The organism is Amycolatopsis thermalba (genome assembly GCF_003385215.1).
Taxonomy (GTDB): Bacteria; Actinomycetota; Actinomycetes; order Mycobacteriales; family Pseudonocardiaceae; genus Amycolatopsis_E; species Amycolatopsis_E thermalba.
Genome location: NZ_PQHW01000039.1, coordinates 1 through 20,751 on the forward strand (window position 1 = coordinate 1; position 20,751 = coordinate 20,751).

At 71.9% G+C, this 20,751-nt stretch carries 20 protein-coding genes and 2 pseudogenes; 11 read left to right on the forward strand and 11 right to left on the reverse strand.

All coding sequences use genetic code 11. From position 1 onward, the window contains the following. Positions 1-178 precede the first annotated feature (178 nt). The 5 genes from D0D15_RS17325 to D0D15_RS17345 all read right to left on the reverse strand — a co-directional run bounded on the left by D0D15_RS17325 (position 179) and on the right by D0D15_RS17345 (position 4,457). A complete protein-coding gene (locus D0D15_RS17325) occupies positions 179-775 on the reverse strand; it encodes a ClpP family protease (RefSeq protein WP_094002620.1) in 597 nt (198 codons plus the stop codon). Further along, entirely contained in the window at positions 699-2,897 is a 2,199-nt protein-coding gene (locus D0D15_RS37045; protein ID WP_094002619.1) for an aldehyde dehydrogenase family protein, read from the reverse strand. The genes D0D15_RS17325 and D0D15_RS37045 overlap by 77 nt, the downstream gene beginning before the upstream one ends. Positions 2,898-3,015: 118 nt before the next feature. Further along, positions 3,016-3,360 (reverse strand): DUF1801 domain-containing protein, encoded by a 345-nt coding sequence (locus tag D0D15_RS17335; protein WP_094002618.1) that lies wholly within the window; start codon positions 3,358-3,360, stop codon positions 3,016-3,018. A 21-nt stretch (positions 3,361-3,381) separates the two neighbouring features. Further along, on the reverse strand, positions 3,382-3,936 hold the full coding sequence (locus tag D0D15_RS17340) for a dihydrofolate reductase family protein (RefSeq protein ID WP_094002617.1): 555 nt from the start codon (positions 3,934-3,936) through the stop codon (positions 3,382-3,384). 11 nt (positions 3,937-3,947) lie between these two features. Continuing rightward, positions 3,948-4,457 carry a cupin domain-containing protein gene (locus D0D15_RS17345; protein WP_094002616.1) on the reverse strand — a complete coding sequence of 170 codons (510 nt, stop codon included), beginning with the start codon at positions 4,455-4,457 and terminating at the stop codon, positions 3,948-3,950. Positions 4,458-4,583: 126 nt separating this feature from the next. Between D0D15_RS17345 and D0D15_RS17350 the strand changes: the two genes are divergently transcribed. The 8 genes and pseudogenes from D0D15_RS17350 to D0D15_RS17380 all read left to right on the forward strand — a co-directional run bounded on the left by D0D15_RS17350 (position 4,584) and on the right by D0D15_RS17380 (position 10,663). Further along, positions 4,584-5,093 carry a MarR family winged helix-turn-helix transcriptional regulator gene (locus tag D0D15_RS17350; protein ID WP_094002615.1) on the forward strand — a complete coding sequence of 170 codons (510 nt, stop codon included), beginning with the start codon at positions 4,584-4,586 and terminating at the stop codon, positions 5,091-5,093. 135 nt (positions 5,094-5,228) lie between these two features. Continuing rightward, a complete protein-coding gene (locus tag D0D15_RS17355; RefSeq protein WP_233156972.1) occupies positions 5,229-6,446 on the forward strand; it encodes an MFS transporter in 1,218 nt (405 codons plus the stop codon). Between the two features lie 70 nt (positions 6,447-6,516). Next, a pseudogene (locus tag D0D15_RS37825) lies at positions 6,517-6,894 on the forward strand (helix-turn-helix domain-containing protein); the annotation flags it as partial. Positions 6,895-6,967: 73 nt separating this feature from the next. After that, positions 6,968-7,324, forward strand: a complete 357-nt coding sequence (locus D0D15_RS37700; protein ID WP_341867308.1) for an IclR family transcriptional regulator domain-containing protein — start codon at positions 6,968-6,970, stop codon at positions 7,322-7,324. Positions 7,325-7,369: 45 nt separating this feature from the next. Further along, a pseudogene (locus D0D15_RS37830) lies at positions 7,370-7,585 on the forward strand (GNAT family N-acetyltransferase); the annotation flags it as partial. Between the two features lie 295 nt (positions 7,586-7,880). Beyond that, the gene (locus D0D15_RS17370) at positions 7,881-8,348 is read left to right on the forward strand and encodes a sterol carrier protein domain-containing protein (protein ID WP_094002614.1); all 468 of its coding nucleotides are present in this window, start codon (positions 7,881-7,883) and stop codon (positions 8,346-8,348) included. A gap of 466 nt (positions 8,349-8,814) precedes the next feature. Then, the gene (locus tag D0D15_RS17375; RefSeq protein WP_115944568.1) at positions 8,815-10,029 is read left to right on the forward strand and encodes a NucA/NucB deoxyribonuclease domain-containing protein; all 1,215 of its coding nucleotides are present in this window, start codon (positions 8,815-8,817) and stop codon (positions 10,027-10,029) included. Between the two features lies 1 nt (position 10,030). Beyond that, the gene (locus D0D15_RS17380; RefSeq protein ID WP_094002612.1) at positions 10,031-10,663 is read left to right on the forward strand and encodes an SMI1/KNR4 family protein; all 633 of its coding nucleotides are present in this window, start codon (positions 10,031-10,033) and stop codon (positions 10,661-10,663) included. A gap of 24 nt (positions 10,664-10,687) precedes the next feature. Here D0D15_RS17380 and D0D15_RS17385 read toward each other — a convergent pair whose 3' ends face one another. The 5 genes from D0D15_RS17385 to ribA all read right to left on the reverse strand — a co-directional run bounded on the left by D0D15_RS17385 (position 10,688) and on the right by ribA (position 16,325). Beyond that, positions 10,688-11,476, reverse strand: a complete 789-nt coding sequence (locus D0D15_RS17385) for an IclR family transcriptional regulator (protein ID WP_094002611.1) — start codon at positions 11,474-11,476, stop codon at positions 10,688-10,690. A 67-nt stretch (positions 11,477-11,543) separates the two neighbouring features. Continuing rightward, positions 11,544-12,887, reverse strand: a complete 1,344-nt coding sequence (locus D0D15_RS17390; protein ID WP_094002610.1) for an MFS transporter — start codon at positions 12,885-12,887, stop codon at positions 11,544-11,546. A 26-nt stretch (positions 12,888-12,913) separates the two neighbouring features. Next, positions 12,914-13,696, reverse strand: coding sequence for a 2-keto-4-pentenoate hydratase (locus D0D15_RS17395; protein ID WP_094002609.1), 783 nt, complete (start codon positions 13,694-13,696; stop codon positions 12,914-12,916). Next, positions 13,696-15,090: an LLM class flavin-dependent oxidoreductase gene (locus D0D15_RS17400; protein ID WP_094002608.1), complete on the reverse strand. Its 1,395-nt coding sequence runs from the start codon at positions 15,088-15,090 to the stop codon at positions 13,696-13,698. Before D0D15_RS17400 ends, D0D15_RS17395 begins: the two co-directional genes overlap by 1 nt. A gap of 29 nt (positions 15,091-15,119) precedes the next feature. Beyond that, the gene (gene ribA, locus D0D15_RS17405; RefSeq protein ID WP_115944569.1) at positions 15,120-16,325 is read right to left on the reverse strand and encodes a GTP cyclohydrolase II; all 1,206 of its coding nucleotides are present in this window, start codon (positions 16,323-16,325) and stop codon (positions 15,120-15,122) included. Positions 16,326-16,536: 211 nt separating this feature from the next. Between ribA and D0D15_RS17410 the strand changes: the two genes are divergently transcribed. Genes D0D15_RS17410 through D0D15_RS17420 form a run of 3 tightly spaced genes read left to right on the forward strand, consistent with a single transcriptional unit; the run spans position 16,537 to position 19,894 of the window. Beyond that, a complete protein-coding gene (locus D0D15_RS17410; RefSeq protein WP_094002606.1) occupies positions 16,537-17,838 on the forward strand; it encodes a flavin monoamine oxidase family protein in 1,302 nt (433 codons plus the stop codon). 25 nt (positions 17,839-17,863) lie between these two features. Then, positions 17,864-18,355, forward strand: a complete 492-nt coding sequence (locus D0D15_RS17415; protein ID WP_233156970.1) for a flavin reductase family protein — start codon at positions 17,864-17,866, stop codon at positions 18,353-18,355. Positions 18,356-18,376: 21 nt separating this feature from the next. Beyond that, positions 18,377-19,894: an aldehyde dehydrogenase (NADP(+)) gene (locus D0D15_RS17420; protein WP_094002605.1), complete on the forward strand. Its 1,518-nt coding sequence runs from the start codon at positions 18,377-18,379 to the stop codon at positions 19,892-19,894. Between the two features lie 85 nt (positions 19,895-19,979). On the opposite strand, the gene D0D15_RS17425 is transcribed toward D0D15_RS17420, so the two are convergent. Next, positions 19,980-20,609 (reverse strand): TetR/AcrR family transcriptional regulator, encoded by a 630-nt coding sequence (locus tag D0D15_RS17425; RefSeq protein WP_094002604.1) that lies wholly within the window; start codon positions 20,607-20,609, stop codon positions 19,980-19,982. Positions 20,610-20,751: the final 142 nt, after the last annotated feature.

A 20,751-nucleotide genomic window follows, 5' to 3' on the forward strand; every position in this document is an offset into this window, starting at 1 on the left:
GGTAGGGGGTGAGGGGGCGCGCCGCGGCGGGGCACCAGGTGCACAGCGGGGGCCAGGGGCCCGGCAGCGGGGTGACCCTGCACGCCTCAGGCCCGCGGAGGCCGCGCAACCCCACCGGACGGAACGCGGCCGTGGCGGACCGCGTGCTGGCGGCCGCCGACCGGCGAGCTCTTCGTCCCTAGGCGCTCACCGCCTCCTCACCGGCGCCGACGATGTGGTCCACGAATCCGTAGGCGAGCGCCTCGTCGGCGTCGAACCAGCGGTCGCGGTCCGCGTCGGCCGTGATGCGTTCCACCGGCTGCCCCGTCTGGCGCGCCGTGATCTCCGCGAGGCGGCGCTTCATCCGCCCGAACACCTCCGCCTGGATCGCGATGTCCGTGGCCGCGCCGCCGATCCCGGCCGACGGCTGGTGCATCACCACCCGCGTGTTCGGCAGCAGATAGCGCTTTCCGGGCGTCCCGGAGGACAGCAGGAACTGGCCCATCGACGCCACGAACCCCAGTCCCCACGTGGAAACGTCCGGTTTGATCAGTCGCATCGTGTCGTAGATCGCCATTCCGGCGGTGACCGAACCGCCCGGCGAGTTGATGTAGAACGTGATGTCCTTGTGCGGATCCTCGGCCGCCAGCAGCAACAGCTGCGCGGTGATCCGGTTGGCGACCGCGTCGGTCACCTCCGTGCCGAGGAACACGATCCGGTCACGCAACAGCTGCCCGTACACCGAATCGTCCAAAGAGGCCGACGCGTTCGCCGACGGGAGCACTCGTAGAGTCATGCCCCGAACCTAGGCGGGACAAGGCAAGCACAACACCCGTGTTCGCCGTGAGCATGACGGTTTCGCCACCAGCGATCAACCCGCGTCGATCAACCCTCGCGAACAACGCCGCCTGCGTCCGCGACGGCAGCTGGAGCTTCGTCAGCACGTGGCTCACGTGCGTGCGCGGCGTGCGCTCGCTGATCGACAGCTTCGTCGCGATCTGCCGGTTGGACAACCCGCGCCCGACCAGCGCCAGGATCGTGCGTTCCCGCGCGGTGAGCGCCGCCAGGCCCATCGGCGGCGACACCAGCTGCCGCGTCAACCCGGCCGCCCCCGCCTGCAGCGCCGCGTGCACCCGCTCGGTCTCCCCGAAGCTCGTCAGCACCACCACCCGCACGCCCGGGTACTTCGCCGTGATCGCCTTCAAGGCGGTGATGCCGTTCAGCTCGGGCATCAGCACATCCATCAGCACCACCGGCGGCAGCGACCCCAGCGCGGCCAGCCGCGCCAGCTCGGCCAGCGCCCGGTCCCCGTCGACGGCCTCGCCGACCACCTCTATGCCCTCGGTGCTTTCCAGGTAGGCCGCGATCCCCCGCCGCACCACGGCGTGGTCGTCGGCCACCAGCACCCCGATCACCGCGGGCACGGCATCCGCATGCGGACCCGGCACCCGGTGGCCGTGTCGCCGAACTCCATCGTCCCGCTCGTACCAGCCGGTGCCCAGGCCGAGTTCGACGCGGCCGCCGCTCATCTCGTCGACGCCGGCGACGATGGTGGCGAGGATGCCGGGCTGCCGGAACGTGGCGGCGCCGACCAGCGCGCCGAGCCGCACCCGGCGGGTGTCGCGGGCCAGGCCGCCGAGGGTGGTCCAGCAGTCGGTGGGCCGGTAGCCGGCGTCGGCGGGGTCGACGCCGAGGAGGTGGTCGGAGCGGCCGGTGACCCCGGCGCCGAGTGCGGCGTTGACCGCGACCTGCCCGGCCTGCAGTCCCTTCGACATCCGCACGGCGCGGCCGAGGTCCCGCGTCCAGACGGAGGCGACCAGGCCGTAGCCGGTGCCGTTGGCCACCTCCAGAGCGTCCTCTTCGGACTCGACGGGGATGACCGACAGCACCGGGCCGAAGATCTCCTCCTGCGCGATGCGCATGTCCGGGGCGACGTGGTCGAACAGCGTGGGCTCGACAAAGAACCCGCGGTCGAACCCGTCCGGGACGCCGCCGCCGAGGACCAGTTCGGCGCCCTCCTCCCGGCCCACGCGCACGTAGTCGAGAACGCGGGCGTGCTGCTTGGCGTTGATGAGCGTGATACCCATCGCGATCGCCGGGATGGCGGTGTCCAGGTCGGCGTCGGCGAAGACGATCTGCGGGGACTTGCCGCCGAGTTCCAGGTGCAGCGGCACGAGGTTGCGCACGCAGGCGGCCATGACGAGCGAGCCGGTTTCCGGGGAGCCGGTGAAGCTCGTCCGCCGGATGCCGGGGTGCACGGGCAGGGCCGCGCCGGCTTCGCCGCCGTACCCGGTGACGACGTTGATCACGCCCGGCGGGATGCCCGCCTCGAGCGCGAGCCGGGCCAGCGCGAGCGGGGTGAGCGGCGCGTCCTCGGCCGGTTTGACGACGATGGTGTTGCCCGCGGCGATGGCGGCGCCGGCGTCGTTGACGAACATCGGGCCGGGCGCGTTCCACGGGATGATGCTGCCGACCACGCCGTAGGGCTCGCGCAGGGTCAGGCCGAGCACACCGGGACCGGCGGGCAGCGACACACCCTGGACCTTGTCGGCCTGGCCGGCGATGAAGGTGAGGATGCGCGCCAGCGGCGGCGGTCCCCAGTGCGGGCGGCCCACCTCGCGTGATTCGAGCCGGTCGATCTCGGTTTCGTGCTGCTCGATCAGCCGCACCCAGCGCAGGATCAGCGCGGCGCGCTCGGTGGCCGGGGTGTCGCGCCAGGCCGGGAAGGCTTCCGCCGCAGCGGTCACGGCGGCGTCGACGTCGGCGGGTCCGCCGCGCGGGACCCGGGCGAGGACATCCCCGGTGGACGGGTCGAGCACGTCGATGCTGTCCCCGCCGGCCGCGGGAACCCAGTCGCCGCCGACGAGGTGGGTGTTCTCCGTGACCAGGGCCCCGGGGCCCGGCAGAACAGTCGTCATAACCGCTCCTCGCTGTTGGTCCACCCGAGGATGCCGGGCCGCGGAAGAGCGGAGCGAGGCGTCTTTCGTGACGCGGAAAGGGTTCCCGGGCCGCCCGCCGTGGGCGGCCCGGGCCGGGTCAGAGCTTGCCGCTGGTCCGGGCGAGGACGCCGGCGAGCAGGTCGTAGTCGACGTCCTGCCCCTCGGTGAAGTCGGCGGCCTTGCGGTCGCCGTTGCCCAGGGATCTCAGCACGCCCTTGACGGGTTCGACGTCGCCGGCCTCGAACACCATGAACGACACCTTGTTCCGCGCCACGTGGATCACCGCGGCGTGCTTGCCGTTCTTGAGGAAGTGCGGTTTGCCGTACTGCAGCTGTTCCCCGGCGTCCGGGATGGTGGCGTGCACCATCTCGCGCAGCTTGGTGCAGATCTCGGCCTGCCAGGGCAGCGTCTTCGCGATGTAGCCGGTGACTTCGTCGTTCACGATCTTCTCCTCCGGTGCGGTTCAGGACGTGGCCGTGGCGGGCCGGTAGGTGTGGACGACGGCGCCGGTGGTGAACGTCGTCGTGCCGAGCAGGTCGAGGCTCATGGCGCTGTCCTCGCGGAACAGCGGCTCGCCCTGGCCCTTGATGACCGGGCACACCCAGATCCGGTACTCGTCGAGAAGGCCGGCCGCCGCGAGCGTGTCGGTGAGCCGGCCGGCGCCCCAGATCAGGATGTCGGCGCCGTCCTGCTCCTTCAGCGCCGCGACGCGGGAGACGACGTCGTCACCGGGGATGACGACGGTCGGGTTCCAGGCCGACGTGTCGACCGGCTGCGACGCGACGACGTACTTGGTGATGCCGTTGACGTGATCGGCGTAGGGGTTTCCGCCCATCTGCGGCCACGCTTGCGCCATGCCTTCGTAGGTGACGCGGCCCAGCAGTAGCGCGTCGGCGGCGGTGGTCATCGTGAAGGCGTAGGCCTGCGCTTCCTCGTTGGAGTACTGCAGGGACCACTCGTGCGGGTTGTCGATGAAGCCGTCGAGGGTGGCGTAGGTGGAGTTGATGACCTTGCGCACGGGTTGTCTCCTCATCGGTCGGCCCGGCGGAAGTCCCGCCAGACGGTGCTGTCCACGAAGTGGTTGTCGTAGCGGTCCTGCGCATCGAGGACGTGCGCCGGTTCGGCGTCGCCCCGGCGGACCCGGTCGAGGAGCCGGAAGTACCCGAACCGCTCGACACCGGGGGTGAACACGATCAGCAGGTCGGCGCCGGATCCCGGGGCCGCGCCGAACGCGTGGACGGTGCCCGGCGGCACGAACAGCAGGTCGCCTTCCCGCGCCGTGACGATCTCCTCGCCGACCAGGACCTCCAGGACACCGCCGAGGACGAAGAACGTCTCCGCCGAGGTGCGGTGGTAGTGGGGCGCGGCCCCGTCCTGTCCCTCGTCCAGCGTCGTGCGCGTGGCGCTCAGGAACCCTGCGGTCGAGGGCACGTCGGCAAGCAGCGAGACCGTGGCCGGCCCCGCGCCCAGGACTTCCGCCTCGTCTCGCCGTACCAGGAGTGGCGGAGCCTCCTGGTCGGTCAGTGGTGGTGTGCTCATGGCCTTATAGTCACACGGCTGATAGTAAGCTGTCAAACTATCTCGCGCCGAATAAGACGGCGCCGAATAGCACGGCGTCGAATAGGACGGCGTCGGATAGTCTCGTCATCGAATAGACTGGGAGCCGTGAGTGAGACGAACGAACAGCCGGCCGACGCCGTCGACGCCGTGATCGAGGCGTGGCAGCGGGAACGACCGGACCTGGACCTCGACGCCATCGCCGTCGCCGGGCGGCTGGGCCGCGTGGGGCTCCTGCTGGGCCCGGCGCAGGAGACGGTCTTCACCTCGTTCGGGCTGCAGAGGGGCGAGTTCGACGTCCTCGCGGCGCTCCGGCGCTCCGGCGCTCCGTACACGCTGACGCCGTCGCAGTTGTCCGCGACCCTGATGCTGACCCGCGCGGGCATGACCAACCGGCTGGACCGGCTGGAGGCGGCCGGGCTCGTCGAGCGCACCCTCGACCCCGCGGACCGCCGCAGCTTCCGCGTCCGGCTCACCGACCAGGGCTACGCCACCGTGGACGACGCGATGACGGCACACACCGCCAACGTCACCCGGCTGCTGTCGGCGCTGGACCAGGAGCAGCTCGGCACCCTCGACGGGCTCCTGCGAATCCTGCTGCGCGCTCTCGAACTCTGAGGCCGGCACTCCCCGGGCGCGACCGGTCGATGCGACATCCGTCGCGGGCCGGGCGCGGCAACAGGCCGACGACGCGCGCGGGCGGTGCTCCTTTACTGGAGGCACCCGGTTCCGACGTCGAAGGTGGGTGCTCCCGTGGCAGGCACTCCACCCACCAGGGCCTCGATCCTGCTGGCCAGTTGCGTCGGGACGTCGATCAAGTGGTACGACTCCTACGTCTTCGGCAGCGCCTCGGCTCTGGTGTTCGGATCGCTGTTCTTCCCGTCGTTCTCCCCGCTGGCCGGGACGCTCGCCGCGTTCGGCACGTTCGCGGTGGGGTTCATCGCGCGGCCGCTCGGCGGTGCAGTGATCGGGCACTTCGGCGACCGGATCGGGCGCAAGTCGATGCTGGTGCTGACGCTCATGCTGGCCGGGCTCGCCACGTTCCTGATCGGCCTGCTGCCGACCTACGCCGCGATCGGGGTCGCGGCGCCGATCCTGCTGGTGTTCCTGCGGCTGGTGCAGGCGTTCGGCGTCGGCGGCGAGTGGGGTGGCGCGGTGCTGGTCGCCACCGAGCACGCCACGCCGCGGCAGCGCGCGGTGTACGGCAGCTTCGCGCAGTTCGGCGTGCCGATCGGGGTGCTGGCCTCGAACCTGGTGTTCCTGCTGGTGGTGGAGACCACCGGGGACGGGTTCGCCACCTGGGGCTGGCGGATCCCGTTCCTGGTCAGCGTCGCGCTGCTGGTAGTCGGGATGCTGGTGCGGCGCACGCTCACCGAGCCCCGAGTTCCAGAGGGTCCGCCAGCAGCGGCAGGTCAGCCGGGTGCCGGCGGCGACGCTGATCCGCGAGCGCCCGGGGACGCTGGTGCTGGCGAGCCTCGCCGCGATCGCGCCGCCCGCGGTGGGCTACACGGTGATGGTCCACATGCTCAGCTACGGCACCCAGGCCGCCGGGTTCGGGCGCAGCACGCTGCTGACGCTGATCCTCGCCTCCACGGTGCCGTGGATCGCCGGATCTACGTGGCGGCGCGGTGCGCGGACCGGTGGGGCAGCAAACGGGTGTACGCGCTGGGGCGCGGCCGCGGCGGTCGCGTGGGCGTTCCCGTTGTTCCTGCTCGTCGACACCGGCAGCGTGGGCGCGGCGCTGCTGTCGTTCCTGGTCGCCGGGATCGTGCAGGCGATCATGGCCGGGGCGCAGGGCGCGTTGTTCACCGAGATCTTCCCGGTGCGGATGCGGTTCAGCGGCGCGTCGATCGCCTACCAGATGGGCGGCCTGGTGGGCGGCGCGGTGACACCCGGCCGCGACGGGCCTCTACGGCGCCTACCACTCCCCGCCGCCGATCGCGCTCTACCTGGGACTGTTGTGCGCGGTGAGCCTGGTGGCGGTGCTGGTGCTGCCGGTGCCGGGCCGCGTCGCGGCGCCCGCGCCGGTCGGGAGCGCGAGATGACCACCGCGGCGGGCCGGGTGCTGGCCGTGCTGTCCGCGTTCGGGCCGCGGCACCGGTCGCTGTCGCTGGGCGACATCGCGCGCCGGGCCGGGCTGACCTTGCCGACGGCACACCGGCTGGCGGGCGAGCTGGTGTCGTGGGGCGGTCTGGAACGGGACCCGGCGGGCCGGTACTCGGTGGGACTGCGGTTGCTGGAACTGGCCGCGCTGGCCCCGCGCGAGCTGCAACTGCGGGAAGCGGCGTTCCCGTTCCTGGACGACCTGCACTCCCTGACTCGCGGGAACGTGCACCTGGCCGTGCGGGACGGGCGCGAGGTGGTCTACGTGGAGACCCTGCGGGCGCGGGCCGCCGCGACCAACAGCCGGGTGGGCGACCGGTGGCCGATGCACGCCACCGGCACCGGGCTGGTGCGGCTGGCCCACGCCGAGCCCGCGTTCCAGGCCGAAGGTGCTGCGGTCGCCGCTGGCGCGGTACACGCGGTACACGATCACCGATCCCGGGGAGCTGCGGCGGCAGCTGGCGTTCATCCGCCGGTCTGGGGTGGCCGTCGCGCGGGGCACGATCACGCCGGACGAGCTGGTGGTGGCCGCACCCGTGCGGGACCCGTCGGGCCGGGTCGCCGCGGCGATCAGCGCGGTGGTGCGGGTGGCCGGGGCGCGGCCGCGCGAGCTGGCGCGCCTGCTGTCGGCCACGTCGCGGTCGTTGTCGCAGCGGCTGGCGGGACCCGCGCGGGTGATGGCGGAATCCTCTGGCGCGCGACCGGCCCGCCGGGTTACACCGGCTGTGTGCACTTCCGGCCGCTGACGGAGCCCGCGCAGCACAGGCTGCGGGGGCACGGCCGAGCGCGGCCGCACGATCGTGGCGGTGGACGAGGGCGAGATCGTCGGCGGTGTGACAGTCGTGTCGCGGGAGCTGACGGTGCCCGGGGCGGTGGTGCCGGTCGCCGAGGTGGTGGCGGTCTCCCCCGCGCAGGACTGGCTGCTGGCGGAGTTGATGGGACGGCAGCTGACCGAGTTGTACGAGTCGGGCGAGACGATCGCGTCGGGCGCTGGGAGCTGCGCGCGGTTCGGGTTCGGGCCAGCGGCGCGAGCGGTGCGGCTGCACGCGCGCGGCGTGCTCCGGCCGGACGCGGACCTGGGGGCGGGCCGGATCCGGCTGCTGGACGGATCGTCGGCAGGGGCGTTGCTCGAACCGGTGTACGACGCGGTGCGGCCGAGGTCGGTGGGCTGGACTTCGCGGCCGCCGCGGTTCTGGGACACGCTGCTCACGTCGGCCGCGGTGCACGACTCGCCGGAGGGCGAGGTGACCGGCTACGCGCTCTACCGCAGGGGCGACGCGGGCGCGCTGCGGGTCGCCGAGGGTGGTCGCGACGACGGACCAGGCTCACGCGGCGCTGTGGCGGTTCCTGCTGGCGGGCCCTCGCCGGGTGTCGGCGCTGGTGCCGGTGGATTCACCGCTGCCGCGCGGGCAGCTCGCGCCGGTGGACAACCTGTGGGTGCGGCTGGTCGACGTGGAGCGCGCACTGGCCGTGCGCCGGTACGCCACGCCGCTGAACGTGGTGCTGTCCGTGTGCGACTCGTTCTGCCCGTGGAACTCCGGCCGGTACCGGCTGACCGCGGACGGCGCCCGGGTGACGTGCTCGCGGACCACGGCCCCGGCCGAGTTGTGCGTGCGCGCGACCGACCTCGGCGCGGCCTACCTGGGCGGCCCGTCTCTGGCGACGCTCGCCGAGACGAGCCGGGTGACCGAGCTACGGGCGGGCGCACTGGCCCGGACTTCGGCCGCGTTCCGCGGCGAGCACGAGCCGTTCCACCCCGCGGCCTCCTGAGCGGGCAGCACGTTCCGATGCGCAGGTGAGCGCGCTCCGTCCGGGGTGACCGGAACAGGTCACGGGCCACCGCGGCAGGACCACCACCCCCGAGACTGCTCACCACGGACGAGCGGCAGCGAGGGGGTCGGGAATGGCCGGGTCACCAGGAAGCGGCGGCGCTCCCCCGGCGGACTCCGGTGGAGCCGCGCCCGCGGCACCAGCGTCATCGGATCCGGCTCCGTCCGCGGACCAGCCCGCGAAGGGCTCACCGTCCGGGGAGCAGCCGTCCGGTGAGAACCGCGCGGGTGAAACGCAAGGGGAGGCCCCCGCCGACGAACGGTCCACATCGGACCGATCCCCCGATGGTGCGGGCCCGGAAGCGCGGCAGCAGGAGGACTCCGGACGGACAGCGGAGCGGGAGGCCACCGACGGCCGGCGCGATCCGAGCACGACGGAGCCGGCGCAGAGTGACTTCACGCGGGAAGTGGAGTCACTCGCACCGACCCCTGCCCGGCCGGACGGGATCCACGAGGCCGGCGAGGCGTGGAGCCGGGCCGGTGAGGACACCCAGCCCGCGCGGGACGAAGCGCACCGGTTCGCCGGCCACACCGGCCAGGAGTGGCGTGGCGAGCCGGCCGAGGCGGCGCGGGAACGCGCCCGGACGTCGGCCGCGGACGCGCAGGCGGCGGGCGACGACGCCCGGGCCCTCACCCGGTTCGCCACGGCGAGCGGCAACGAGATCTCCAGCGCCCGGCAGGACACGGCGGCCAACACCGCCCGCGCCGACGCCGACGACCAGCTCGGCAAAACCCTGCTGTCCCCGGAGGAAAGCGAAGTCGTCACCCGCAACCTCGTCGCCACGACCGCCGAGCAGAACCAGAACAGGTACGCCGTGGCGGCGGCGAACATCAAGACGATGGGCGACGACCTGAGGGGCGCCGAGGTCGCGAATCCGGGCAAGACGCCGAAGACGCCCGGCGCGCCGGGCTCGACCGGGAGCAAGGGTGACGTGCCGGAGGCGGAAAACCTTCGCGCGCTCGGCAACCTCGCGAGCTTGGCCGGACGGACACTGGACGATGTCGCCGAGACCGGTGTCGAGACCGCGGCCCGCGCCGTGGACGCCGCCTCGGAATGGCTCGCCAGCGTGACCGGCAACGACCAGCTGGAAGCAGTCGGCAAAGCGCTCACCCCGGACACCGTGGATTTCCTGGGCAACCACGCGGGCGACGCCGTGCTCAACGCGAGCTCGCAGGCGCGCAACGAGCTGCACCACACCGCCCAGGCCCTGGACGGCAAGAAATCGCCGGTCGAGGTGTACCTGGACCGGGACCGGCACAAGGACAGCCTGCAACACATCCGGGAGTCGCAGCGGGGCCAGATCTGGTCCGGCGACACCTACGTGATGGGCCGGTCCACCCCGGAGGTGCTCACGGTCGACAAGAACGCCGCCGAAAAGGAAGCCCGCCGGGACGAGGCGATGCAGGGTATCCCGTACGGCCGGGACGTCGGACTGCCGGGTCATGACCGGGACGAGTTCCCGCCCGCCATGAGCGTGGAGGGCGGCAGGCGTCACGACGACTGGGACCCGAGCGTCAAGCTCATCCCGTCCCGCGACAACCGCTCCGCCGGTGCCACCATGGGAGGCCAGACGAAGAACCTCGACCCCGGCGACACCTTCGTGATCAGGGAGACCGACTGACATGCGCACCCATCCCGCCTTCGACGAGCTGCTCCGGGCCGGCCGCCACCCCCTCGGCGCCGCGGTGCGCGCCGACCTCGGCGCCGCCCACGGGCCGGTGGGCGAACTCGCGGACCTGCTGAGCCGGGTCAACGGGTTCACGCTCGCCAACGCCGGTGCTCAGGTCTTCCGCGTCGGCCCGGAGGGGCTCGGCCCGGAGCTGATCCGGTGGAACGCACCGGAAACCTGGAAGGACACCTACTCCGGCCTCGCCGACGGCCTGCTGTGCTTCGGCCAGGACCTCTTCGGAGTGCAGTTCGCGATCGAGGACAACGCCCGGGTCGTCACCTTCGACCCGGAGACCGGGCACCGCGAGTTCCTCAGCGACACCCTGTCCGGCTGGACCGAATGGCTCGCCTCCGACGCCGACGCACACGCCGCGCGCGCCTTCGCCACCCGCTGGCAGCGCGTCCACGGCGCCCTCGACTACGACGAACGGCTGATCCCGCTGCGGTTCTTCGTACTCGGCGGCGAGTACGACGACGACAACCTCGTCGCCAAGGACGCGGTCACCTGCATGCGCATCCGCGGACCGATCGCGCGGCAGCTGCATGACGTGCCCGACGGGACCCCGGTCCGCCTGAGCTCCGGCTGACACCGTCCACCCGTGCCGTGCCGGTCAGCCGGCCGCCGGATCGTGCCAGAAGGCCTCGCTCAGCCGGTCGATCGTGTTCTGCATCTGGTTCAGCGCCTCGGGGATCTGCGCGCGGCCGAACCGGGTGCGCGGGCCGTTCAGCGTGAGGATCGCCACCAGGGTTCCGCTCGCGTCGCGGATGGGGCGGGACAACGACAGCAGCTCGGGTTCCAGCTCGTTGTCGATGATGGCGAAGCCCTGTTCGCGGACCTGTTCCAGCTCCCGCAACAGGACCGCCCGGTCGGTGATGGTGTGCGGCGTGTAGGCCTCGAGCTTCTCCGGCAGCAGCGCCGGCAAACGCTCGGGTGGCTGCTCGGCCAGCAGCACCTTGCCGGTCGAGCTGGCGTGCAGCGGATAACGCTGCCCGATCATGTTGCGGCCGAGGACACCCAGCACGTGCGAGCCGGCGGCCTCCGCCACCAGGTCCAGCCCGCCCTCGGCGTTCGGCACCGACAGGGTCACCGACTCGTTGAACTTGTCCGCCAGCTCCTGCAGCAACGGCTGGGCCCGCGCCACCAGGCCGGCGTGCGGGTCGGCGCGGCGGCCGAGCCGGGCCAGCTCCCAGCCGAGGATGTAGTTGTTGTCGATCCGGTCGACGAGCCCCTCCTGCTCCAGGCTGAGCAGCAGACGGAACGCGGTGGGCCTGCTCAGGCCGGCGGCTTTCGCGAGCACGGTGGCGGTGGCACCGGTGCGCGGTTGAGCCGCCAGTTCGCGCAGCAGGCGCACCGCCTTCGCGACCGACTTGTTGGTCAGCTCCGTCTGCTCGTCCCCCATCGCCCCTCCTCGTCACGCGTTCAGAGAACACCCAGGGTGTTCAGTATACGAACGCGCGCGGACGAGGTTACGGGCGGTGCGGCGCCGAGGTCTCGCTCAACGGCCTGCCCATCGTCTCCGGCGCGAGGACCTGGGAGACCACCGCGCCGACGACGCAGACCCCGGCCGCGATGAGCATGGTCGGCCCGGCCCCCAGGTTGTGCATCGACCACGGGAGCAGGAACGTGCCGACGCCGGCGCCGATCCGGCTGAACGCGGTCGCGAACCCGGTGCCGACACCGCGGATCTCGGTGGGGAAGATCTCGCCCGGGTAGACGCCGGTCAGCGCCGTGCACATGGCGTTGGCGAAGGCGAAGACCAGGAAGCAGACCAGCACCACACCGGCCGGCGCCCCGGGCCACGACCCGATGACCACCAGGACCACGGCGGCCACCCACTGCTGCGGGATCGTGAGCTTGCGCCGCCCGATCCGGTCGATCAGCAGCAGGGAGACCAAGACGCCGAGCAGGGCGAGCCCGTTGACGCCGAGTGCGCCGACCAGCCCGTCGCCGAGACCGTAGTCGGCCAGCACGCTGGCGGCGAAGGTCGCGATGGCGAAGTACGGCGCGACGGCGCAGAACCAGAACACCGAGATGAAGGTCGTCGCGCGCCAGTAGTCGCGGGAGAACAGCATCCCGAGCGCACCGCGGCGGGGCCGCCCGTCACCCGGGTCGAGCGCGTCCTCCGGCTCCTCCAGGTAGGTGTGCGCGATCCGGTGGGCCTCCTCCACACGGCCCTGGTTCATCAGCCAGCGGGGCGATTCGGGCAGCCCGAACCGGACCACGAACAGGATCACGGCGGGCACGGTGCTGGTGCCCAGCACGATCCGCCAGTCCACGGAGAACACCGCGACCAGGACGTAGGCCACGGCGGAGGCCAGCATGAACCCGACGTACCAGAACACCTCGGACAGCGACATCAGCCTGCCCCGCAAGCGGGCGGGCGCGAACTCCGCGAGCAGCGGCCAGCCCACCGAGTACTCGGCGCCGATCGCGACGCCCATCAGCAGCCGCACGAAGAACAGCTGCCAGGCCGAGTCGACGAAGAACTGCAGCACCGAGCCGATGATGAACAGGGCCAGGTCCAGGGTGAACATGGGCTTGCGCCCGAGCTTGTCGGCGAGCCACCCGCCGAGCGGCCCGCCGAAGAAGATGCCGATCAGGGCGGCCGCGCCGGTGAGGCCCTCCATGAACAGCGACATACCGAGCTCGTCGTTGACCGCGCCGATGGCGTTGCCGACGATGCCCAGGATGTAGCCGTCGATGAACATGCCGCCGACCGTGGCTGCGGTCAGCTTGGCGAGGAAGCGTCGTTTGGCGGTCCGGGTCTTCTCGGTTTCCCCGACGTCACCGGGGTTGTGGGTCGTGGTCATCGTTGATCACTTCCTTGCGGTGGGGGTTACGCGACGTCGAACTCGACGGTTCCGAGGCCGTCGAAGGTGCCCGACCAGTGGCCGGCCTCGCGCATCGGCACGGCTTCCAGACAGCTTCCGGGGAGGATCACCTCCCCCGGGGCGAACGCGACATCGTAGGCGGCGAGCCGGTTGCACAGCCAGGCGGTCGCGGCCAGCGGGTTGCCCAGGATGTTGCCCGTGTTCCCGGACATGACCGGGCGGCCGGCGAAGTGCAGCACGCCCGGTGTGTCGCGCAAGGTCAGGTCGGTCAGGCACCGCGGTGTGCCGCCGAGGACGACCGCGCCGGTGGATCCGTTGTCCGCCAGGGTGTCCGGCAGGTCGATGGCCCAGTTCTCGACGCGGGAGTCGATGATCTCGATCGCGGGCAGGACGTAATCGACCGCGGTGATGACCTCGGCGACGGTGGCGTTGGGCCCGCGCAGGTGGCCCTTGAGGACGAACGCCGGTTCCAGCTCCACGAACGGCGCGATGAACCGGCTCCGGTCGATCGTGGTGCCCTCGCAGGCGAAGGTGCTCGCCAGCAGGTGGCCGTAGTCGGGCTGATCGAGGCCGAACGCGTCCTGCATGGCCTTGGCGATGTTGCCCAGCTTGTAGCCCACCACGCGGTCCCCTTCGGCGACCGCGGCTTCGGCGCCCATGCGCTGGACGGCGAAGGCGCTGTCGGCGTCGAGGTCCGGCCAGGTCTTCGTCGGCGCCGGGATCGCTTCGCGGTTGTTCCGCGCGGTGCGCAGGGCGATGGCGACGTCGCGGAGTTCGGAGGTCTGCATCAGTGGCTCAGCTCCAGCGTGCGTGCCCGGTGGGCGAAGGCGTGCCCGGGGTGGTCGTCGCGGAGCCGGACGGTACCGGGCCCGTAGAGCTTCTCCCGCAGGGTGCTGCCTTCGTACTCGGTCCACATCGCACCGCGGCGCTGCAGTTCGGGGACGACGAGCTCGATGAAGTCGGCGATGTCGGCGTGTTTCACGGCGTGCCCGAGGTTGAACCCGTCGACGCCGGTTTCGTCCATCCAGCGGATCAGCTCGGCGGCCACGGTGGCCGGGGACCCGACGATGGTGGGGCCGGTGCCACCGATGCCGATGAACTCGGCGATGTCGCGCGGTGTCCACTCCTTGTCCGGGTCCATCTTGGAGAAGAGGTCGACCATGGTCTGCCCGGCGTTGGTCTTGACGTGCCGCAGCGGCACGTCGGGGTCGAACTGGGCCATGTCCAGGCCGGTCCAGCCGCTGTAGCGGGCCATCGCGCCGGAGTAGCTCACCAGGCGGCGGTAGGACTCGTACTTCTCCTGGGCGGCTTCGTCGGTGGGGGCGACCACGACGTTGAGCATCTGCAGCACCTTGACGCTGCCCGGATCCCGGCCGGTTTCGGCGGCTAGGCCCCGCACCGCGCCGACCTGCCGTGTGAGGGCGGGCATCGACACGGCGTTGACGAAGACCGCTTCCGCGTGCGCCGCGGCGAGCGCCCGTCCCTTGGACGAGCCGCCGGCCTGGAAGATGACCGGGGTGCGCTGGGGCGACGGTTCGCACAGCGCGATGCCGGGCACGGTGAAGTACTTGCCGTGGTGGCCGATCTCGTGCACGCGGGCGGGGTCGGCATAGACCCCGGTGGCCCGGTCGCGGACGACTGCGTCGTCCTGCCACGAGGCCTCCCACAGCTTGTAACAGACCTCCAGGTACTCGGCGGCCATGTCGTAGCGCTCGTCGTGCGGGACCTGCTGTCCGGTGCCCAGGTTGCGGGCGGCGCTGTCGGCGTAGGAGGTCACCAGGTTCCACCCGACGCGGCCGCGGGTGAGGTGGTCCAGCGTGGTGAACCGGCGCGCCAGCGCGTAGGGGTGCTCGTAGGAGGTCGAGCCGGTCAGGCCGAACCCGAGGTGCTCGGTCACGCTCGCCATCGCCGAGACCACGAGGAACGGGTCGTTGGCGGGGATCTGCGCGGCGTCGGCGAGAGCGGCGGCGACGCTGCCCTGGTACACGTCGTGGTATCCGACGTTGTCCGCGAAGAAGATCCCGTCGAACCGGCCCTCCTCCAGCAGCTTCGCGTAGTCCGTCCAGTAGCGCAGGTCCGTGTAGCCGGCGCTGCGATCCCGCTCGTGGCGCCACAGGCCCGCCGAGAGGTGCGCGGGGCCCTGGAAATCGAAGGCGAACAAGCGCATCCGCCGAGACGTCATCGTCGTGCTCCTTCTTCCGAGTGGTGAGATCAGGCGATCTGTTCGAGCCGGTGGCCCATGCGGTGCCGTTTGGCCGCGAGGTAAGCCGTGTTGTGCTCGTTCGCCGGGGCTTCGAGGGTGAGGCGCTCGTTGATGGTCACGCCGCAGCCGGTGAGCGCGCGGCACTTGTCCGGGTTGTTGGTCAACAGCCGGACCGAGGAGACGCCGAGGTCGGCGAGGATCCACGCGGCGGCGGTGTAGTCGCGGCTGTCGACCGGGAAGCCGAGCGCGACGTTCGCTTCCAGCGTGTCCAGTCCCTGGTACTGCTGCAGCTGGTAGGCGCGGAGCTTGTGCCCCAGCCCGATCCCCCGGCCTTCGTGCCCGCGCAGGTAGACGACGACGCCGCGCCCCTCGGTGGCGATCGCCTCCAGCGCCATGCGCAGCTGCGCCCCGCAGTCGCAGCGCAGCGAGCCGAGCAGGTCACCGGTGAGGCATTCGCTGTGCAGCCGGACGAGCACGTCCCCGCCGTCGAGGTCGCCCATCGTCAGCGCCACGTGCTCGACGTCGCCGGACCGGTAGGCGCGGACCTGGAAGGTGCCGAGGTCGGTGGGGATGGCGGCCTGCCCGGTGCGGCGCACCGCGGGATCGCCGCCGTCCAGCCAGCGGACCAGGTCCTCGATGGAGATCATCGGAATGCCGTGGCGCGCGGCGAACTCGGTCAGCTCCGGGCCGCGCATCATCCGCCGCCGGTCCGGGGTGACGATCTCGCACAGCAGGGCGGCTCCGCTCAGCCCGGCCCGCCGGCACAGCTCCACTCCCGCTTCGGTGTGCCCGCGCCGCTGCCGCACCCCACCGGGCTTGGCGAGCAACGGCATGACGTGACCAGGCCGGGCGTCGTCGACGGGCTGCAGGCCCGGATCGGCCAGGGCGCGGATCGTCTTCGCCCGGTCCTCCGCGCTGATCCCGGTGGTGGTTCCGTGCCGGTAGTCGACGCTGACCAGGAACGCGGTGCGCTGGCTCTCGGTGTTGTCCGCGACCATCAGGTCCAGCCCGAGGGCGTCCGCCCGGTCCTCGTCGATCGCGACGCACAGGAAACCCGAGGTGTGCTCCAGGAAGAACGCAACCTCGCCGGTGGTCGCGTGCTCGGCGGCCATGATCAGGTCGCCCTCGTTCTCCCGGTCCTCGTCATCGACCACGAGGACCTTCCCGCCTGCGGCGAGTGTGGCGAGGGCTTCGGCGACGTTCGACGAGGGCATGATCCACTCCTGCGTAGTGTTCACATATTGACCGTTATGTTCGAACAAGGTGACACGGGTCATCCTCGCCCGTCAACCCTCCGGCGGAAAAATTGCTTCTACGCTTGACGTTTCTCGGCTCTTGACGGTTCCCGGGACGAGAAGTCACAATGCTGCCGTGTTCATTTTATGAACATCTAGTTCAGGATTCCGACCACGACGGAGTGTCACAGTGCCTGAGGAAGTCGACGTCGCCGTGATCGGCGGCGGGATCGCCGGGTTGGTCGCCGCCCGTGAGCTGAGCGCCAAGGGCCTCCGGGTTCTCGTGCTGGAAGCCCGCGACCGGCTGGGCGGCCGCGTGTGGACCGACCACCGGCTGGGCCGCGACCTGGAGATGGGCGGCACCTGGCTGCACTGGGTGCAGCCGCACGTGTGGGCCGAGGTGACCCGCTACGGCCTCGCGGTGACCCGCGGTCCCCGCCCCGAGCAGGCGTACTGGCTGGCCGGCGACGAGGTCCGCACCGGCACGCTGGAGGAGTTCATGCAGCTCATCGACCCCGGCATGCGGCGCCTCCTGGCCGGCACCATGCGCTGGCTCCCCCGCCCCGCCGAGCCGCTCGCCGAGCCGGCACTGGCCGAGGTCGACGGGTTCAGCGTGCAGGACAAGCTCGACGAACTCGCCCTGCCGGCCGAGGAGTACCACGCCAACGAGGCGGCGTGGGTCGGGCACTTCAACGCTCCCCTCGCCGACGGCGCCTTCACCAGCGCGCTGCGCTGGACCGCCGCCACCGCAGGATCCTGGCACCTCATGCACGAGGCGTCGGCGGTCTTCCGGCTCGCCGGCGGCACCCGGTCCCTGGTCGACGCGATCGCCGCCGACGCCGGCGCCGAGATCCGCACCTCCACGGAAGTGCGCCGGATCGATCACGGGCCGGACCGCGCGGTGCTCACCACGGCCGCCGGTGAGCGGATTCGCGCGCGGCGGGTCGTGGTGACGCTGCCCCAGAACATCCTCGGCGACCTGGAGGTCTCCCCGCCGTTGTGCGCCGGGAAGCTCGCCGCGAGCAAGGAGAAGGCGGCATCGAAGGGCGTCAAGGTGTGGATCCGCGTGCGCGGGCCGATCGAGCCGTTCTTCGCCTATTCCCCGGCCGCCCATCCCCTGTCGGTCGTGCGCACCGAATACCTCGGGGACGACGACGCCGTCCTGGTCGCCTTCGGCGCGGACGCCGCCCGGATCTCGCCGGACGACTGCGACGCGGTGACCGCGGCGCTGCGGGTGTGGCGCGACGACCTCGACGTCCTGGACACGACCGGCCACGACTGGATGTCCGACCCCTATTCGCGGGAGACGTGGATGATGCACCGTCCGTACCAGGTCACCCGGTACCTGAACGCCCAGCAGCAACCGGAAGGCGTCCTGCACTTCGCCAGCAGCGACCACGCCGGCCTGTGGGCCGGCTTCATCGACGGCGCCATCGAAAGCGGGCTGCGGACCGCACGCGAACTCGCCACGCACCTCACCGGCGCACGCTGACCACCACCTGGTTGGAGGAACTCCCGTGATCACCTCACCTTCGACGATCGAACCCCGGCACTTCCGCGACGTGATGGGACACCTGCCCACCGGTGTCGTGGTCGTCGCCGGCCGCCGCCGGACCGGGGAGCCCGCGGGCCTCGTCGTCGGCACGTTCCAGTCCCTGTCCCTGGACCCGCCCCTGGTCAGCTTCAGCGTCGCGCTGACCTCCAGCAGCTGGCCGAAGATCCGCCCGGCAGGCCGGTTCAGCGCCAGCGTCCTCGCCGCCGGGCAGGAGGACGTGTGCCGGGCGCTGTCCAGCAAACGCGAGGACAAGTTCAGCGCGGTGGACTGGCACGAATCCCCGCACGGCACCCCGCGCATCTCCGGGGCGCACGCCTGGATCGACTGCGAAACCCGGCACGAGCTCGACGGCGGCGACCACGTCATCGTGATCGCCCGCGTCCGCCACCTGGAAGCGGGCGACGGCGACCCCCTCGTCTTCCACCGCGGGCGTCTCGGCGAAATCCGTTCCTGAAGCGATCGAAAGGAAGCTGGCATGACCACAGTGGACAGTGCGGAGCACGAGACACCGGCCGCGGAGGTCGACCGATGTCTGGACGCGGCGGCCACGGCGGCACCGGAGTGGGGGCAGTGGGCACCGCGCCCGCGCGCCGAGGCGCTCTCCGCGGTCGCCGACGCACTCGACGCCGCCACGGCAGACCTCGTCGCCGCCGCCGTGACGGAGACCGGCCTCCCCGAGGCCCGCCTCACCGGTGAGGTGAAGCGGACCACCGTGCAGCTGCGCATGTTCGCCGATCTGCTGCGCGACGGCTCCTGTCTCCGCATCGTCATCGACCGCAGCGACCCCGGATACGCCCTCGGCGCCCGGCCGGATCTGCGGCGCTGGCTGGTCCCGCTCGGCCCGGCGCTCGTCTTCGCCGCGAGTAACTTCCCGTTCGCCTTCTCGGTGGCCGGCGGAGACACCGCCTCCGCCCTCGCCGCAGGCTGCCCCGTACTCCTGAAGGCCCACCCCGGCCACCCCGCGACCTCGCGGCTCACCGCGGACCTCGTCCGCTCGGCACTGCTCGGTGCCGGGGCGCCGGAGGGCACCTTCGACCTGATCACCGGCCGGGACGCCGGCGTGCGGGCGCTGCGGGACCCGCGCGTCGCCGCGGCCGCGTTCACCGGATCGGTCGCGGGTGGCCGGGCCCTTTTCGACATCGCCGCCTCGCGGCCCTCGCCCATCCCGTTCTTCGGCGAGCTCGGGAGCATCAACCCCGCGATCGTCACCCCGGAAGCGGCACGCGAGCGCGGCGAGCAGATCGCCGAGGGCTTCGTCGGATCGTTCACCCTCGGCGCGGGTCAGTTCTGCACCAAGCCGGGCGTGCTCCTCCTCCCCCGGGGCACCGGCCTGCCGGAGCGCGTGGCCGAGCTCGCCGACGGCGTGCCGCCCGCCCGGATGCTCACGACCGGCATCGCGCGGCGGTACCACGAGCGGCTCGGCGAACTGGCGAACGTGGCCGGTGTCAAGGTTCTGACGAGCGGGCGGGAACACGCCGATCCGTCCGGCATTCCCGCGGTCAGCCCGGCCCTGTTCCACGCGGGGCCGGTGCAGAACCTGCACGAGCACCGCGACGTGCTCCTGGACGAGAACTTCGGCCCCTCCGCGGTGATCGCGGAGTACGAAGTGGACGATGCCCTGCCCGGACTCCTCGCCGCGGTGGCGGGAAGCCTGACGGTCACGGTGCAGACGTCGAACCGTCCGGACGGGGAGGAACGGGCACGCCTGGCCGCGCTGGTCGAGGTGGCGGCGCGATGCAGCGGTCGCGTGGTGTTCAACGAATGGCCGACCGGGGTGGCGGTCACCCCGGCCCAGCACCACGGCGGTCCCTACCCCGCCACCACCGCCGTGTCGCACACCTCGGTCGGCACGGCGGCCATCGAGCGTTTCCTGCGCCCGGTGACCTACCAGAACGCCCCGGACGCACTGCTTCCGCTCGCGCTGCGGGACGCGAACCCGCTGGGGCTGCCCCGCATCGTCAACGAGCCCGGCGACTCCGGCCGCTGGCGGTGAGCCCGGAGGGGGGGCACAGCGGCCGGCCAGTGACAGCTCGGCGTCGGCAGGTGGCGGGCCACCTGCCGACGCCGTACCCGACTCGTCACACGGACAGTTCGCGGCGCACGAAAGCCACCAGGACCTCCCGCATCACCGTCACCGTGATGCCCGGCGCTCCGGTCAGCACCTGGATCGCCAGGCCGTCGGTGAGGGCGCTCAGCCGCACGGCCACCTCGTCCGGGTCGACGTCGGCGGAGAAGGTGCCCTGCCGCTGGCCGCGGCGGACGATCCGGGCGATCGTGTCGTGCCAGCGCGCGTAGAAGGCGTTGTGCACCGGGCGCAGCTCCGGGTTGATCGTCGCCTCCGCCCAGAACTGCATCCACACCGACCACTCGTCGCGCACCACGCCGACCTTCGGCAGCTGCATCTCGATCAGCCGGAGCAGCCGCGCGTGCGCGTCGTCCAAGCGGCGCAGCTCCGCGCTCTGCCGTTCGAACGCGCGGTCCACCGCGCTACGCAGCGCCGCGGTGAGCACGTCGTTCTTGCCCGGGAAGTAGTAGTGCACCGCGCCGGTGCTGGTCCCCACCTCGCGCGCGATGTCGGCGACCCGCACGGCGTGGTAGCCGCGTTCGGCGATCAGCCGCGCGGCCGCGTCGAGGATCGCCGCGCGGCGGGCGTCCCGTTCCGGCTCGGCGGGCGGTGTGCTGGTGGCGCTCTCGGCCGCGGTGGGCACTCCTGGTCCTCCCTCTGCCGGTGTGCTGTCCCGGCCCCGATCTAACCACACCCCTCCAACTGACGCGTCAGTCAGACCACCGCGCGGAATCGGTCAAGGCCGGTCGACCCGGGCATATCCCCACTTTGACCAGCGTTCTTCT

Coding starts and splice junctions, on each gene's coding strand:
- D0D15_RS17390 (WP_094002610.1), bottom strand. CDS start 12,887: ATGACCACGACCCACAACCCCGGTGACGTCGGGGAAACCGAGAAGACC.
- ribA (WP_115944569.1), bottom strand. CDS start 16,325: ATGCCCTCGTCGAACGTCGCCGAAGCCCTCGCCACACTCGCCGCAGGC.
- D0D15_RS17385 (WP_094002611.1), bottom strand. CDS start 11,476: ATGGGGGACGAGCAGACGGAGCTGACCAACAAGTCGGTCGCGAAGGCG.
- D0D15_RS17395 (WP_094002609.1), bottom strand. CDS start 13,696: ATGCAGACCTCCGAACTCCGCGACGTCGCCATCGCCCTGCGCACCGCG.
- D0D15_RS17345 (WP_094002616.1), bottom strand. CDS start 4,457: ATGAGCACACCACCACTGACCGACCAGGAGGCTCCGCCACTCCTGGTA.
- D0D15_RS17420 (WP_094002605.1), top strand. CDS start 18,377: ATGACCACAGTGGACAGTGCGGAGCACGAGACACCGGCCGCGGAGGTC.
- D0D15_RS37045 (WP_094002619.1), bottom strand. CDS start 2,897: ATGACGACTGTTCTGCCGGGCCCCGGGGCCCTGGTCACGGAGAACACC.
- D0D15_RS17400 (WP_094002608.1), bottom strand. CDS start 15,090: ATGACGTCTCGGCGGATGCGCTTGTTCGCCTTCGATTTCCAGGGCCCC.
- D0D15_RS17380 (WP_094002612.1), top strand. CDS start 10,031: ATGCGCACCCATCCCGCCTTCGACGAGCTGCTCCGGGCCGGCCGCCAC.
- D0D15_RS17325 (WP_094002620.1), bottom strand. CDS start 775: ATGACTCTACGAGTGCTCCCGTCGGCGAACGCGTCGGCCTCTTTGGAC.